This window comes from Rhodocytophaga rosea (assembly GCF_010119975.1).
Classification (GTDB): Bacteria; Bacteroidota; Bacteroidia; order Cytophagales; family 172606-1; genus Rhodocytophaga; species Rhodocytophaga rosea.
On the sequence record NZ_CP048222.1, the window covers coordinates 7,376,206 to 7,392,890 of the forward strand.

The following is a 16,685-nucleotide window of genomic DNA, read 5'->3' on the forward strand; positions in this document are numbered from 1 at the left end:
CTACCTTTTCTTTCTAAGCTATTGCTATAACTTTAAGTTATTAAAGATAAAAAAATGCGATTGGGATACGATACGCATCCAACCTACCTTTGAACCATAAAATAGTATTGTGGGAGTATTCCATTTTCTAAAAGGGGTAAAGAATGATTATCACTTGAAATGATAACTCAACAACCATATTCCCCATTTGGAAGCAACGGGTTTAAGAAATACACTATAACCAAATCAACAAAGCTCATGGATTTTAAGCAGGGATTAAAAAGGGGACCGTTTTCTGAGAAACAAGCCACACAATTGAGTGAAGCCTTATCTGGATTGGATGCCGAAGGTATTCAATGGCTGAGTGGCTATTTTACAGGATTGTCTCAAGCTTTTCCAGGAGGTGTAGCAGCCAGCAGTAGTATAGCGGCAAATGGCTCAGCTGTTTCTACGCAGAAATTAACGGTTTTGTATGGCACACATACTGGTAATTGTGAAGCGTTAGCCCGAACCCTGGCCACTGATGCCAAATCGCAGGGTATAGAAGTGGAAGTTTTTGATATGGCTTCTTTCAAAACCAGGGACCTGAAAAAAATTACCAATCTTGCTGTGCTGGTAAGCACCCATGGAATCGGCGAACCTCCTATGCAAGCTGAGGAACTCTATCATTTTCTGCATAGCAAAAAAGCTCCGGATCTTTCCCATATTCAGTATTCTGTACTGGCTCTTGGCGACAGCAGCTATGTGGACTTCTGCCAGACCGGAAAAGAATTTGATGCCATCCTGGAGAAATTAGGCGCTCAGCGCATAAGCCCCCGTATAGATTGTGATGTGGATTATGAGGACGATGCAGTGGCCTGGCAACAAGCATTACTGAAAGTAATGGCTCAACACTCGAACATAACTCCTGCGGCAGATATAAAAGTTACGGGAGAAACTGTGGCAAGTCAGTCTGTATATTCCAGAAAAAACCCGTTTGAGGCTACCATTCTTGAAAAGATTAACTTGAATGGAAAGGGCTCTTCCAAAGAAACCATACACCTTGAAATGAGCCTGGAAGGTTCCGGATTGCAGTATGAACCTGGAGATGCACTTGGGGTATATGGCACCAATTCTCCTTCCCTGATAGAAGGTGTGTTAAAAGCTACTCATCTATCAGATATGCAACTGGTACAAGGTCATAATGGCGAAAAAACTCTTTCTCAGGCGCTGACCTATGATTATGAACTGAGCCCCCTTTCATCGGTGACTTTGTCAAAATATGCCCAGCTTACCGGAAGTACCCGGCTTCAAAATATCCTGTCGGATAATGAAAAGCTGCTGAGCTATCTGCATGGACGTGATCTGCTGGATCTCCTGAAAGAGTTTCCTTATAAATTATCTGCCAGCGATCTGCTGTCTGTTCTGAGGAAAAATAATCCCAGAATGTATTCTATTGCATCTTCCCAGGCGGCTGTTGAAGAGGAAGTACACCTGCTAGTTTCAGTAGTCCGCTACCAGGCCTATGGAAGGCATAAAGAAGGGCTTTGCTCAGCAACCCTGGCAGACCGGTTTAAAGTAGATGATAAAGTGAAAGTGTTCGTAGATAAAAACACCCGCTTTAAACTTCCCGACGATCCCGATGCGCCTATTATTATGATTGGTCCTGGCACAGGCGTAGCGCCTTTCAGAGCCTTTATGCAGCACCGGGAGGCTTCCGGACATCAGGGAAATTCATGGCTGTTCTTCGGCGACCGCAACTTTACTACCGATTTTCTGTATCAAACAGAATGGCAGCAATACCTGAAGGCAGGCATTCTTACTAAAGCAGATGTAGCCTTCTCCAGAGACCAGCAGCAGAAACAGTATGTGCAGCATAAAATGATGGATAATGGAAAAGATTTGTATGACTGGCTGGAAAATGGTGCCCACTTTTATATATGCGGCGATGCCAAGCAAATGGCCAAAGATGTCGATCGTACGTTAAAGACCATCATTCAACAACAGGGAGGCATAACCCTGGAAAAGGCCGAAGAATATGTAAAATATCTGCAACTGTCGAACCGCTACCAGACAGATATTTATTAGGACAATCAAATTAGCGCAGTGTTTTTTACTAAGAAACAATCAGCAGCATGCAAGAGCAACTGGAAAAGCAGGAATTATCTGCCGATGAATATATAAAAGAAAAGAGTGATTTTCTGCGGGGCACCATCAAGGAAAGCCTGAGCAATCCCTTAACCGGCGCTTTGCACCCCGACGATATAAAGCTAATCAAGTACCATGGCTCTTACCAGCAACATGACCGCGACCTGGAAAGTGAGCGCAAAAAGCAGAAGTTGGAGCCTTTGTATCAGTTTATGGTACGGGTACGGGTGGCCGGAGGTATTACCACACCTCAGCAATGGCTTGCCCTGGATGAACTTTCGGATACATATGGCAATGGCACCATGAAACTTACTACAAGGCAGTCGTTTCAGTTTCATGGGATTTTAAAACGCCACCTTAAGCCTACCATTAAGGCTGTAAATGAAACCTTATTAAGTACTATTGCTACCTGCGGAGATGTTAACCGGAACGTGATGTGCACGCCCAACCCTTACCAGTCCCGGGTGCATGAAGAGGTGTATTATATTGCGGTCGGGTTAAGTGAATATTTCAAGCCGAAAACCACCGCCTACCACGAAATCTGGCTGGATGAGGAAAAAGTAGCCGGTACTCCTGATGAAGAACCCATATATGGGGAAACATATCTGCCCCGGAAGTTTAAAATTGCCTTAGCCATTCCGCCCAGAAATGACATTGATGTGTTTGCTAATGATCTGGGTTTAATTGCTATTGAAGAAAATGGTGAACTGAAAGGATTTAATATCTGTGTGGGCGGAGGCCTGGGCAGCACTTTTGGTGAAAAAGAAACCTATCCGAGGCTGGCAGATGTCATAGGGTTTGTGCCCAAAGATAAAGTTATAGAAGCTTCAGAAACGGTAATCACCATCCAGAGAGATTATGGTAACCGTGCCAACCGGCGAAATTCCAGGCTTAAATACACCATCGACAAAAGAGGGCTGGAATGGTTTGTTCAGGAAATGAAAACCCGTTTAGGCTGGGAATTGGAAAAACCAAGGTCCTATCAATTCCAAACCAATGGCGATCAGTATGGATGGCTAAAAGGGAGTAATGGCAAATGGTTTTATACCCTGTTTGTGGAAAATGGCCGGGTAAAAGATGAGAAAGGATATGGGTTGAAAAAAGCACTGAGAGAAATAGCTCTTGTGCTGAAAGGAGACATGCGCCTTACCGGAAATCAGAACCTGATTATTGGCAATGTAGACGAACCAGATAAAAGCACCATTGAAGATATTTTAATGCAGTATGGAGTACTCAACCACCCCAAACTAACCGGACTCCGGCGAAATTCTATGGCCTGTGTTGCACTGAATACCTGCGGCCTTGCCTTTGCCGAAGCAGAACGTTATTTACCTTCTCTCATCGATAAACTGGATGTAATACTGAAGAAACATGGTCTGGAAAACAAGGAGATCAACATACGAATGACCGGATGCCCCAATGGCTGTGCCCGCTCTTCACTGGGAGAAATCGGCCTTATTGGCCGAGCTGTGGGAAGGTATAATTTGTACTTAGGGGCCAGCCACAACGGAGACAGGTTAAATTCCTTGTATAAAGAAATGCTTTCTGAAGAAGCGATTATAGAAACACTTGAACCTATTATTGCATCCTATGCCCAGGAAAGGGAAGGAGGGGAGCATTTTGGTGATTTTGTTATCCGGAAAAATATTATAGAAGCTACCGACAGACCTGGTTATTAGATACTCCACATATTTATTTTTGCTTTTCATTTACTAAGTTTAATTACTATCGGCTAATTTTGTTTTGCATCAGACTTGAAAATTTGAAACGGTTTATAAAACACTAGCTTTTCTCTTAGACCTGCCACACATAGGCGCATTCTTCTCTGGTCACTTTTGATCTAGATATAGAAACGGCTATTTCTTGAGTTCATATGTAAGCTTTGAGCTACTACACCTACGCTTGATTCATCTATTTCATTTATGAACCTAAGGGATTGTGTTAATCTAAACAGCCTGGTATACAGCCTATTCAAAAGTAATAAGTTCATATTGAGTTTTTTATATATTATTTGCCATGTATTGTTAGTTCTTCGTTTTCTTTTTTCTTGACACCCAACTGGATTTCCAGTTGTTCGAGAGGTACTCCTTTGGTTTCAATAAAAAAGAACCAAACCACAAAGAACTGAAGTACCATCATCACACAACCAAACAGGAATGGAATGGCTAAACCTATGCTGGAACTAGCTACAATGGGCGGATACACTTGTGCCGCTATCGCACATAAACTCCAATGAGTAAAACTTCCCAATGCCTGGCCTTTGCTTCGAACTTTATTAGGAAATACTTCACTAATGTATACCCAGATCACTGCTCCCTGGGAAAAGGAAAAAAAGAGAATAAAGCAAGCCACTCCCCACGGAAACAGCTCAATCAGATTCCTGGTCCAGGCAATATATGCACACAAAGCCAAAGGAATAGCAGAACCCCAGGAACCGATTAATAAAAGTTTTTTTCTTCCAATTTTATCAATGGTAAGAAGTGCGACTGTAACGGCAATTACATTGGCCACCCCAATGAGTATAGGCTGGAATTTTCCACCGAAGGATGCTCCTATTTCATTGAGTGTATCATTAAGATAATAAAGAAAGCCGTTTACAAATGAAAGCTGGTTAAAGGCAGCTACAGCCACTCCCAGAAAAATAGGATACGCATATTTCCGCTGAAAGAGTTTTTCAGTAGTATGGCTGGTTGAGGACTTTAAAGAATTTTGTATTTCGGTCATCGCCTCATTTACCTGTAGTTCGCCCATTTGCAGTAAAATACCTTTGGCTTCCTCATTTCTTCCTATAGACATTAACCAGCGTGGACTATCAGGAATGGTAAACAGCATGATAAAAAATAACAATGCCGGAACACCACCCATCGCAAACATGAGCCGCCATTGCATGGTAAGTACATCCGTATTGAGCAACTCAATGATAGCATTGGAGAAATAGGCAACCAGAATGCCTAAGCATACATTAAACTGAAATAATATGACCAGTCGTCCGCGTAATTTTGCCGGCGAGATTTCTGCCAGATACATGGGAATAATGGCAGAGGAACCGCCAATACCAATACCGCCAATAAACCGTGCGATAGCGAGCGACCAGAAATCCCAGGCTATGGCGCAACCTATGGCTGAAATGAAAAACAGTGCCGCCAGTACTTTCAGATAATCCCGTCTTCCCCAGATGTCGCCCGGCTTTGAACTGATTAGTGTGCCCACAATAGTACCGATCAAAGCGGAAGAAACTACAAAGCCCATCGCCCAGTCGGAAAGGTTAAACAGCGTTTTAACGGAAGAGGTAGTGCCTGCAATTACGGCTGTATCAAACCCAAACAGCAAGCCACCCAGCGACGAAACGATGGCCGCTCTGATTAACGGTCCGGTTACCTGATACCCTTTATTTTGTTGAGATTGATTCATACCTAAATGAACGTTATCTTTTGATAGTTTCTATATGATTGGAATAGTCAGCAGCAATACTTTCTGCCAGACAAAGAGCGGCTATATCACCAATGTTTTCTGAAAGAGACGCCGGAACAATACGGCAAGCTTTACGGGATTCTTCAATAGCTTCTGTCTGAATTACCGCTTGCAGATAAGGCTCGAGCAGTGCCTGTGCTCTGCCATAAATACTACCCATAATAATAATTTCAGGGTTTAAGATATCAATCAGGATTGAAAGTCCGGCACCCAGATACTGCCCGCAAGTCCGGTAAATATCGATGGCAACCGGATCTCCCTGGTAAGCAGCTTCTGCTACAATTTTGGCCGTGAGAAAAGGCAGTTCTTCCAGGCTTTGGCAGAATGATACCTTCTGTCCCATCTGTAATTGTTGCCGTACTTTTATCTGGGCAAGCTGGGCAATGCCACCTCCACTACAAAAACCTTCAAAAGACCCTTCTTTTCCGAACCCGACCGGCCCTAGATTAGCCAGCCGAATATGGCCAACTTCTCCGGCCAGATCCGATGTGCCCGAATAGAGTCTTCCATCCAGAATTAGCCCGGCTCCCATACCTGTTCCAAAGGTGAGGAAAATAATATTAGAAAAACCTCTGCCTGCGCCATGCTTCCATTCGGCCATCGCACAAGCATTGGCATCGTTCTGTAACAAGGTTTTTTTGCCAAATCTTTTTTCTGTGAGAGAAACAATAGGAATATTATCCCAGCCCGGCAAGTTGGGAGGAGATAGAATCAAGCCTTTCTTACTGCTTAACGGACCTCCGCAACTGATACCAATGCCAGCAATATTTTCTGCAGTTATTCCTTGTTTCACCAGAAGTTCGTCGGCTGTATCAAACAAGCCTTCTATCATCTCATATACTGGCTTGTTTGTAGGCAACACTTGTTTGTCTACAATCTGGAGGTCGCCGTTGGTAAGCGTTGTGCCCAGAACCACTGCACATTTGGTTCCACCAATATCAAAACCTAGTAGCATCGTAATTTAATTAGTAAGGGTGAGGGGCGAAACCTTAATCGCCTTGAATTTTACATTGCCATGTTTGGCATAAAACCACAGTACATTGCCTTTTTGCTCTGGTAAGCGGTTCACTATACACCTTCTATTGTCTACATCTACGTCTATGATTCCATCTTTCATAATAATATCTACTTTCAAAGGCTTGTCCAATCCTTCTACCGAATTTATTTCTGAGTTATGCAGCTTAACAGTCTGATGGCTGGCCGAAAAAGAAAGATTATATCCTGTAGAACCATTTTCATTGGAACGCAACAATAATCCAAATTCCTCATTGGTGCCGGTAGGCTCAATTTCAATGGTGATTCTGCCATTAACTGGTATGTTCTCAAAGTGTGCCGTACCTACGCCATTGGGTGCATGAATCGAAAAGCTGTTTTCAGATAATTCCTGCACCAGCGAATCTTTCATTAGTTTCAATGCGACAGGCGAGCTTTTTTCCGGCAGCATTTCAGGCGGAAATTTGGTTCCCAGTGTCCCGTTTGGCAATTGTACCAGTTCCCGGAAAACGGCATTCCCTCCAAACATTTCGTTGGTATTATCTTTATTTTCCTTCCGGGAAGGAACCCAGGCCGCAACGATTCGCCGGTTGTTTTTAAACTCTGCTGTTTTAGCTACATTCGACCAGTCTTCCACCAAGGCCTGATCATCTGGCTGTTCCCAGGGACCATAGGGATTTTTTGATTTTACATAATAGGTATCACCGGCATCACCATAGATCAGATAATACCAGTTATTCCATTTGAAGTAGTCCGGGCATTCAGGAACAGACCGTTGACCGGTTAAAATAGGTGGTTTGATATCCCACTTTTTTAAATCTTTAGAAACCATATGTACCAGACTACCATCCCAGTGATGAATAGCAGATTGATTACTCCGGCTGGAGACGAATAAGTGGAAAACGCCCTCTTTGTCTACGAATACCTTAGGATCTCTGAAATCTCTGGTGCTGTATCCTGGGGCAGAAGTATAGAAAGGATTGGGTTTTTGCTTGGTGAAGTGTATGCCATCGTCGCTAATGGCGTAGCTGAGTTGCTCATTTACTTTTCCATCTACGAGCAATCTGGTGGCATAAAAAGCATAGAATTTATTATTATGATGGACCACTGAGCCGGTACAAATGGATTTTTCCCATTCCTCATCAATGCCCAGCACAACCGGATAATGTTTCCAGGTTTTTAAATCTTTAGTAGTGCTTACTGCCCATTGATGCCCGCCTAAGCCATTGAGCGCCGAATGGTGGGCAGAGTCCAGTAACCAGTACAAATAATAGGTACCATTGTGGCTGAAAGGAATACAATCGCCTACAAACAGTTCGTTTCCCTTGGGCACAAAATACTGCATATTATTTACCGGCTGAACATCCGGATTATAATTCACTTTAAATTGCCCAATGGCTTGTTGGACACACACAATCAGGAAGAATACTATTACTTTTTCTTTTAGCATATGGAGTATAGGTTATAGGCAATGAATAGTCAGATACATTAATTTTACTTGAATCATATCCACCAGAAACGTTCAGGTGGATATGATTAGAAGCATGGATTACCAGCCCTTGTTTTGCTTGTACAATCCCTGGGAAAAGTTAATCTGTGCTTGTGGAATTGGGAAATATTCGTCTCTGTTTTTCTTAAAGAAAGCATCTTTTAGGAAACTAAACGTGGTTTTCTCTTTGGTAAAATAAGCATTCAGCGTTTCGGCGGCAATTCCCCAGCGGACCAGATCAAAAAAGCGGACACCTTCGGTTGAAAATTCTAACCTTCTTTCCCACTGCAAGGCTTTCCGGGCAAAATCCTGTGTCCAGTTGCAATTTACCCCATTGATATAGGAACTCACCTTGTAATTAGAGATAGGGCTTCCATTGTTGCGGACTAATCTGCCTGTACTATTGGCAGCCCGTTCCCGGATCTGATTGATCAAAGGTAATGCCTGATCTTGTTGACCTAATTCGATATACGCTTCTGCCAGCCAGAGCAACACATCATCGTAGCGGATAATATCTGCATTACGTGAGGTACCCATAAACGGCCCTAATTTCACAAAACAGGAGCTATTATAATGTTCCAGTGCTTTCATACTGGTTAAATACCCATATACTTCAGGCACCCGTCTCCAGCTCTTGGTCGTAACAAAATTGGGATCGTATTTCCAGGGGTGGGTAGGAATGCCAATGGTATGATCCATCCTGGGGTCAACGGTCTGGCTCATAAAATCAATGGTGCTGAGATCGTTTACATTCGCCCAGGTATTGATTTTATAAAGGAATTCGTTATTGTAGGTATCCATCATAGGCAGTCCGGTAACCTGGTCTGTTTTGAAGGCATTGAGCATGGTATAACTGGGATTGAGGAAATCACAGCATCCAAACTGAGGCGCCATATTATAGGCAACGCCGGTAGCGAGTTGAATTTTACCATTCTGCGTACCATCATCCTGCGAATATTGCACTGAGAAGATAGATTCCGGCCCATTTTCAAAGCCACACAAGAAGTTGTCTGCAAAATCAGGCGACAGACTTCTGCCTCCTTGATTCACAATATTATTGCATAAGGTAATAACTTCCTGCAACCTGGCCTGATTGATATTGACTACATTGTTGTTATCATCCTGCTCATAGGCCTGGTATAAGCGGGTTTTAGCCAGATACGCCCAGGCCGCTACTTTGCTAGCCTGTCCTACTTGCTCTTGAACCAGGGGAAGGTTATCTACGGCAAACTGAAAATCTTCGGCTATTTTGTTCCATAATTCATCGCTTATAAAGGTGTCGTTGGTTAAGGTATTTAATTGTTCTTTGGGCAAAGAAGCATCTACCCAAACCGGATGTTTGTAGAGAATTTTCAATATAAAATGCCAGTGACCCCGTAAAAACCGGCATTCGGCCTGACGCATTTTTAAGTTCGGATAATTGGCTTCTGTCATGTTTTCCATGCGCCGGAGTGCATCATTAGCCCTGCCTAAATTTTCGTAGAGATAAATCCAGATGTCGTTTATTTGCCCGTTGGTAGGAGCCAGCAGGTTAAAGGTTTCCATGATGTGCTGGTCAAAATTATCTCCGGTTCCGCCACCCCCTTTATAGGCATCATCGCTGCGGACGCTGCCCCAGATCCAGGGTACTGAGGCCATCTGAGATAAGAAAAAATCGTTGCTCAATGTGGCATAGGCAGCAATTACCATTTTATCTATTTCTTCTGGGGTATTGAGCTGCTCAGAACTTAGTACTCCTTTGGGTTTAAAATCCAGGTAATCTCTACACGATTGTGCGACCAGAGACACGATAGTTAGTAAAATTATGATAGTCCGTTTCATAACTTAAAAATTGAAAGGTGGTTTAAAAAGATAGGTCGACGCCAAACGTTACATTCCTGGTGAGAGGATAGGTTAAAAACGGATTCTCAGGATCAGGGGCATATATCTTATTTACCCCTTTGTTATCCTTGAGTGCAAACAGGTTTTCGCCCATTACAAACATCCGCAAGGTTCCAAGCTTAACTGCATCAAGAATACCTCTGGGGAAAGCATAGGACAATTGCAAGGTTCTGAGTTTAGTATAACTGCCATTCACAAACAAATAGTCAGAAGAGCGGAACTCATCGTTGGCATTTACCAGGCTCAGGGCAGGCAGTGGCGAACCTGGATTTTGCGGGGACCAGGCATCAAATACACCAGTTCCGAAATTCATTCCGTTGTTGACACGGGTAAAATCGCCTTTAATTCCATCGTTGGTCAGTTTTCCCAACACACCCTGAAAGAAAGCCGAGAGTGTAAAATTTTTGTAGCTGACATCAAAGCCTAACCCATATTCAACATCCGGCAAGGTGGTTCCCAGCCAGGTTTGGTCCAGTGCATCTACTTTTCCATCGCCATTGAGGTCTTTGTAGCGGATTCTGCCAATGCCTTTTCCAGGCTGCGCCGCATGTGCAGTTACTTCTTCTTCATTCTGGAAAAGGCCATCGGTTACATAGCCGAAAATAGACCGTTGTGAATGCCACAGAATGGTTTGCTCCACATTACCAGGATAGGAACGGATCACGGATTCCGGCAAATTGGTTATTTTATCCCGGAAATGAGCAGCATTTCCATAAATTGAGTAAGTAAAAGGACCGCTGGTATTTTGATAGGCAAGCGATAGTTCAAAGCCGTTATTTTTGGCAGTAGCGCCATTTATCCATCGGTTGCCTCCTTCACCAATTACTGCCGAATACGGAGGTCGAATCAGAATATCTTTTGTATTCCGGGTAAAGTAGTCAATGGAACCTGTAATGCGGTTTTTAAAGAAGCCGAAGTCTATCCCTATATTGATTTCATCGGTGGTTTCCCATTTTAAATTATCATTCCCCTGCTGCAGAGCCACATAGCCGGAGGGCAGAATACCGCTATTGTTTCCGTTGATGTCATAGGCGGTTCCGATGGTTCGCCAGGCCCCATACCAGTCCCTGAAATCCATGGTACCATAATTCGGTGCATACAAGCCAAACCTAGCCAGGTTTCCTATTTTCTGATTGCCCACTCGTCCAATGCCAGCCCTGATTTTCAGATTGGATATAACATCCACAGAGCTCATGAACGCTTCATTACTGATTCTCCAGCCAATGTTAGCTGCAGGGAATAATCCGAACTGCTGATTTTTACCGAACCTCGAAGATCCATCGTAGCGGAGCGTCACTGAGGCCAGGTATTTGTCGGCTAAATTGTAGTTGACTTTTCCAAAGTAGGACAATAATTGATAGCCGGTTCTGCTGCCTCCCGAACTCGCTGTGCCGGTTCCGGCATCCAGTTGAAAAAAGTCAAAATCCTGGGTGGCAAAATCTTCTTTCCTGGCAACCGTCGTTTTGTAATCTTCTTTTACGGTTTCTAGTCCCACCAGAAAATTGAGTGAATTAGCCCCCAACTGAAGGTTATAATCTGCAGTATTAGTCCAGGTCAGGTTGGTACGTTCGCCATGAAACACACTGAGCCTATTTACACTCTGGGTCAGAAATCCTTCTGTATATTTTTCTTGAATCCACCAGTTATTGGAAAAAGTATAATCCAAGCCGATACTTGATCTTAAAGTAAAATTGTCGAAAGGAATTAATTCGGCATATACATTTCCAAACAGGATCAGGTTATTGTCTTTATTATTGCGGTTGATATACATCATGTGCAGCGGATTATTCCGGTCGCTCATTCCAGATCCCAAGGGGCCAGCCCACGTACCATCGGTTCTGTATACCGGCAAAATGGGGTTCTGATAGGTTGCCAGATAATCCATTCCTGCGCCACCCAGATCCGTTGGTTCGGGAGTTTCCCTGGTTTTGGCAATGTTCAGGTTCTGGCCGATCCGGAACCGGTTGTTGAACATTTTATGCGAGGTATTGAGCCTCATGTTCATTTTAGAAAAATTTGAATACTCTTTAACCCCCTTATTATGCAAATACCCGAACTGTAACAAAGCAGATGTTGACTCACTTCCTCCGGATAAAGTCAGGTTATTGTTGGTTACAAAACCAGTGCGGTATACTACATCCTGCCAGTCGGTTCCCGGAACCTGAGCCGGAGTCAGGGAAGAAGGATCTCCGCCTATCCATTGTACCGGCGTAACATTGTTTAACACCGCATTTGCTCCTGTTCCTGTATAATCAAATGCATATAAAGCGCTGTGAATGGAAGGATCAGTGCCGTCGTTGATAGAAGCCTGCCAAAGCGCCCTGCCTCTTTCTATAGTATTGGCCGCATCAATTTTTCCGAAACGGTTCTGAAAAGAAGCCGATGAACTCAGTTGTACCTTGAGTTTGCCTTTTCCCTGTTTGGTGGTGATAATAATTACGCCGTTAGAAGCCCTGGCACCATAAATAGAGGCAGCTGATGCATCTTTTAATACCTGAATAGATTCAATGGCATTAGGATCAATATTTTGGAGTGGAGAAACATTTTTAGTCGTCGAACCATTGGCAGCACCCCGGCCTGAAATTACATCGTTGGCGGTTGTAGGAACCCCATCTATGATATACAGTGGAGAATTATCCCCTAATGTATTTAGACCCCGGATCAATACCTGCCCAGTCTGGCCACTGGGTTGCCCGCTGGATTCAATGTATAATCCCGGCACTCTTCCTTGCAAGGTCTGCAATACATTGGGCCTGGGAATGTCTCTCACTTTGTTAAGATCTACTACTGCCACCGCACCCGTTAAATCAGACTTTTTTTCTGTACCATATCCGGTAACTACTACTTCTGATAAGGTTTGCACATCGGCCTGAAGTACTACATCTATGGTGGATTGATTACCCACTGGAACTTCTTTTCCGAAATAACCAATAAATGAAATGATCAGCACATCCTGTGCAGAAGAAATGCCTAGGGAATACCCTCCATTAGAATCAGAGGTAGTTCCTGAAGTAGTGCCTTTCACAATGATATTTGCCCCTGGAAGCGGATTTCCCTGTTCATCTTTAATGGTACCGCTCACAGTCCGTAGCTGCGCCAGACTCACCTGTGCCAGTAAAAGCAGACACACCATGAGAAGCACCCTGCTCATACGCCTGTGGTTAAGTAAAATATTCCTTTTCATATTTATTAGATTTTGGTTGGGGTGATTAAATAGTTTTATGGATACTTTACATTTTGTTTACATTATATTTATTAAAACTAACATTTAAGTGTACTAAAGTATATATTTGATTTACATTTGCAATAGAATAAGTAAAATATTTTATAGAAAAATACAAAATAGAACTTTTTTAAGCCGAAAAATTAGATTTTTTGTAGGAAATATATGTAAATGTAAAGTATATGTAAATATTTTTGGCTTTTAATATTCTTTACATTTTATTTACATTTAATTAATAATTTTGAAAGAACTTAATTCATATAATGAGCGCCAAAAAGGTTACAGAAACAATTGCCAGATTCAGGAATGATATTTTAAATGGGACTCTTCCCTTTGGAAGTTTGCTTCCTTCCGAAAAGGAACTCGCTGCCGAAATGCAGGTTTCCCGGCCTACCGTAGCTAAAGTCTACAATGCTTTACAAAAAGAGGGCTTGCTGAAAAAAACACCTGGGCAAGGAACTACCGTGGTATTTAATGGGGAAAGAAAAAAATACACCTTTGGCTTATTATTGCCTGGGGCAGGAGAGTCAGAAATTTTTGGTGCCATTCATGATCATTTCCTGGCCATAGAAAAGGAAAAAGAGCCAAAATTTTTGTGGGAAGGGGCGATTGCCAACCATGCGCAGGTCAGGCAAAATTCTATCATTAAAATATGTGAAAGGTATATTGAAGAAAACGTGAGTGGTGTTTTCTTTGCGCCTTTAGAAAGAACAGAAAATGCAGCAGGGGTGAATAAAAAGGTTTGCGAACTATTTGACAAAGAAAATATTCCGGTCATTTTAATTGACAGAGATATATACTCGTTTCCCGAACGCAGCCAGTATCCTGTAATTGGCCTGGATAACTTCAACGCCGGGTATATAATGACCAAGCACCTAATAGAATCCGGATGTGAGAAAATATACTTTTGTTACCGCAAAGACTCCGCCAGTAGCATTTACAAACGGATTGCCGGCTGCAATAGTGCCTGTTTTGATGCCGGTATTCCTTTTAGCAGAGAACATATTATGGTAGGAGAGCCTGCTGATTTAAACTTCGTCAGAAAGATGAAAATCGTACCCAAAAAGACTGGCGTATTATGTGCCAATGATTCAACGGCAGCTGTGATCATGTCTAGTTTTAAGCAGATTGGTATCCTTGTTTCCCGGCATGTGTTGGTAGCTGGTTACGATGATATGAAGTATGGGAAAGTATTACAACCCTCGCTTACTACTTATCAACAGCCACTGTTCGAAATTGTAACCATCAGCTACGAGATGATGCTGAACAGGCTTGTAACGCAACATTCCATAGCTGCCAACATTAGCCTGACTGGTGAACTAATAGCCCGCGAATCAACAAAATTTGCTTGAAATAATAGGGTTAGAGGGATATATATTCTGTGAAAATCAGGACTTTAAGATCTATAATTAACGAATATACTTTCAGGGTATCTTCGTTAATTATAGATAAATTGTATTGCTAAACACTCTGTTGGGTACTATTTAAAGTAGTATCATTTTCTTTCCTAATAGTTAAGACCCGTGTTTTGTTTATATTAACCCTTTTCTTCTAAAAGTTTTTTCAGGCCTGTCAGCATCATGGTCCAGTTCTTTTCAGATTCCTCTTTTGCTTGTTGGGTGGCATTCTTGTCTTGTGAGAGAGAAATAAGGGTTTGTGAATCCCTGTCTGTCAATTCAATAGTAACCGTGTGATAATTTTCGGGAATATCCGGCTGTCCGGTAAGGGGACTGAAATGGCTATATTGTAGCCTGGTTTGTGGGTTAATTTGAAGTAATACTCCCTTGTCTTCATATTGTTTCCCTTTCCATTCTCCTTTCCAAACGATTTGGCTACCCTTTTTCCAGTCGGAAATAACCGTAGTGCCAAGCATATATATTTTTATCTTTTCAGGGTTTATTACTACTGACTAACGTCTATGTCTACAGTTAAATTTAGTTCATAGCGAAGCCCACATCCTCAGGCTTCAAGTCCAATTTAGCAATCTTATTTCTGATCCTTTGTACTAGTTTCATCTTTCTTTTCTGATCCATAAATAAGTATTGACTAGGCGGATTATAGGGTACATGTTTGACGATCATATTCCAGATAATGACTGCCAGCTTTCGAGCTGTGGCTGAGATAGCGGCTATTCTACCTTTTCTATAGTTGATGCGGTTGAAGAAATCTGATAGATGGGTGTCTTTGAGATTGCCTATTGTGTTGGCTGCTAACCTGAGCGCAATTTTTAAACGATTACTGCCTTTGGCAATCTTTTTACTTAATACTTTACCGCCGCTAATTTTTATATTGGGGCATAATCTGAGCCAAGAGGTGAATTGTTTGGATGTCTCAAACTTTTTGATCCCTTCACAGCCTACCTCACTCATTAGGGCAATCACTGTTGCATGACTCACTCCTTCAATGCGCATCAGGTCCACCCCATCAAAGTACTGATAAGCAAGTTGATTCAAGTCCATATTTTTTGGCGTATTCTTGTTCACCTTTTTATGCGGCTTAGCCTCCGCCTGTAAAGCTCTTTTTGTCTCATCCCCTTCAATCTGCTCAGAAAGTAGCTTTGCTATAGCTACATCACATTGCTCCATCTTTGCCTGCAGGATTTTATACAGGTCAAATTCCTGTTGTAAGCCAAACAGGTAATCTTTCCTCCCATTACTCTGCAGGGCTTTGGCGATTTCTTCCTCTGATTTACGGCAGTTACCATGACGAAAAGAGGCTAGTACTTGTGGATTGGTTTCTCCTTTACAGACAGCTTCAATGATCTGCAAACCTGTCAGTCCACAGACATCTTTGACCACTATATCTAAACGAAGATTGAGCAATCGTAGGTACTTCTGCATCTTTTGTGTGGTCATCGCAGAGGTCTCCAACAGGGAAGTGCGATGCCGGCAATAAGTTCTCAATTGTTCAGTGGCTAGGTCTGGCAGAAAACTACTACTGAGTAGCCCCAAACTATGTAGCTTCTGTATCCATTGACAATCTTGCACATCGGTTTTGCGGCCTTTGATGTTTTTGGTGAATTTACCATTGCACAGGTATACCTCTAATCCTGCTTCTTGTAGAAAGGAAAATAAACTCTGCCAGTAATTACCAGTACTTTCCATAGCTACGGTGGTAATTTGATTTGCCTTAAGCCAAGCCAGCAATTGGCTTAGATCCTCATTGTAAACGCCAAACTCTCTCACATCTTCTCGTTGTTGGCCGATAGCTACATAATGTGACCGGCTTCCTACATCAATACCGGCAGCATTGCGGTTAATGACTTCCATGGATACAGACTTGTTTTTCATGTTTCTTTACTTGATTAAGTTGAAAAAGTCCCAAGGAAATGTATCTTTGATATGAAAATATACTGATCGGGGTAGCTGATAGCTCCTCCACTGAAATCATCTCAAGCCTTTCTGTTGGAGCAGAAGGGCTTTTTACATTTCTGACCAGAATGTGTCACGGGCTGTAAACACCAGAAAAAAATTGGTCTAGCTTAGGACAAAACAAAAGTACCTACGTTAGCCCAAGAAATCA

General features: G+C 42.5%; 10 protein-coding genes. 3 read left to right on the forward strand and 7 right to left on the reverse strand.

Annotated features, from left to right (window positions below; translation table 11 throughout):
- Window positions 1-237: 237 nt before the first annotated feature.
- Both GXP67_RS30310 and cysI read left to right on the forward strand, forming a co-directional pair.
- Window positions 238-2,046, forward strand: coding sequence for an assimilatory sulfite reductase (NADPH) flavoprotein subunit (locus GXP67_RS30310; protein ID WP_162446608.1), 1,809 nt, complete (start codon window positions 238-240; stop codon window positions 2,044-2,046).
- A gap of 47 nt (window positions 2,047-2,093) precedes the next feature.
- Window positions 2,094-3,785, forward strand: a complete 1,692-nt coding sequence (gene cysI / locus GXP67_RS30315) for an assimilatory sulfite reductase (NADPH) hemoprotein subunit (RefSeq protein WP_162446609.1) — start codon at window positions 2,094-2,096, stop codon at window positions 3,783-3,785.
- Between the two features lie 328 nt (window positions 3,786-4,113).
- Here cysI and GXP67_RS30320 read toward each other — a convergent pair whose 3' ends face one another.
- From GXP67_RS30320 to GXP67_RS30340, 5 genes are all read right to left on the reverse strand, one after another.
- Window positions 4,114-5,517: a sugar porter family MFS transporter gene (locus GXP67_RS30320; protein ID WP_162446610.1), complete on the reverse strand. Its 1,404-nt coding sequence runs from the start codon at window positions 5,515-5,517 to the stop codon at window positions 4,114-4,116.
- 13 nt (window positions 5,518-5,530) lie between these two features.
- The gene (locus GXP67_RS30325) at window positions 5,531-6,532 is read right to left on the reverse strand and encodes an ROK family protein (RefSeq protein ID WP_162446611.1); all 1,002 of its coding nucleotides are present in this window, start codon (window positions 6,530-6,532) and stop codon (window positions 5,531-5,533) included.
- Window positions 6,533-6,538: 6 nt separating this feature from the next.
- The gene (locus GXP67_RS30330) at window positions 6,539-8,020 is read right to left on the reverse strand and encodes a family 43 glycosylhydrolase (RefSeq protein ID WP_162446612.1); all 1,482 of its coding nucleotides are present in this window, start codon (window positions 8,018-8,020) and stop codon (window positions 6,539-6,541) included.
- A gap of 99 nt (window positions 8,021-8,119) precedes the next feature.
- Window positions 8,120-9,880 carry a RagB/SusD family nutrient uptake outer membrane protein gene (locus tag GXP67_RS30335; RefSeq protein WP_162446613.1) on the reverse strand — a complete coding sequence of 587 codons (1,761 nt, stop codon included), beginning with the start codon at window positions 9,878-9,880 and terminating at the stop codon, window positions 8,120-8,122.
- Between the two features lie 22 nt (window positions 9,881-9,902).
- A complete protein-coding gene (locus GXP67_RS30340) occupies window positions 9,903-13,124 on the reverse strand; it encodes a SusC/RagA family TonB-linked outer membrane protein (protein WP_232064684.1) in 3,222 nt (1,073 codons plus the stop codon).
- A 302-nt stretch (window positions 13,125-13,426) separates the two neighbouring features.
- Here GXP67_RS30340 and GXP67_RS30345 point away from each other — a divergent pair, with 302 nt between their 5' ends.
- The gene (locus tag GXP67_RS30345; RefSeq protein WP_162446614.1) at window positions 13,427-14,515 is read left to right on the forward strand and encodes a LacI family DNA-binding transcriptional regulator; all 1,089 of its coding nucleotides are present in this window, start codon (window positions 13,427-13,429) and stop codon (window positions 14,513-14,515) included.
- 185 nt (window positions 14,516-14,700) lie between these two features.
- Here the strand turns inward: GXP67_RS30345 and GXP67_RS30350 are convergent, their stop codons facing one another.
- Entirely contained in the window at window positions 14,701-15,036 is a 336-nt protein-coding gene (locus GXP67_RS30350) for an SRPBCC domain-containing protein (RefSeq protein WP_162446615.1), read from the reverse strand.
- A 61-nt stretch (window positions 15,037-15,097) separates the two neighbouring features.
- On the reverse strand, window positions 15,098-16,453 hold the full coding sequence (locus GXP67_RS30355; RefSeq protein ID WP_162442232.1) for an IS110 family RNA-guided transposase: 1,356 nt from the start codon (window positions 16,451-16,453) through the stop codon (window positions 15,098-15,100).
- Window positions 16,454-16,685 lie beyond the last annotated feature (232 nt).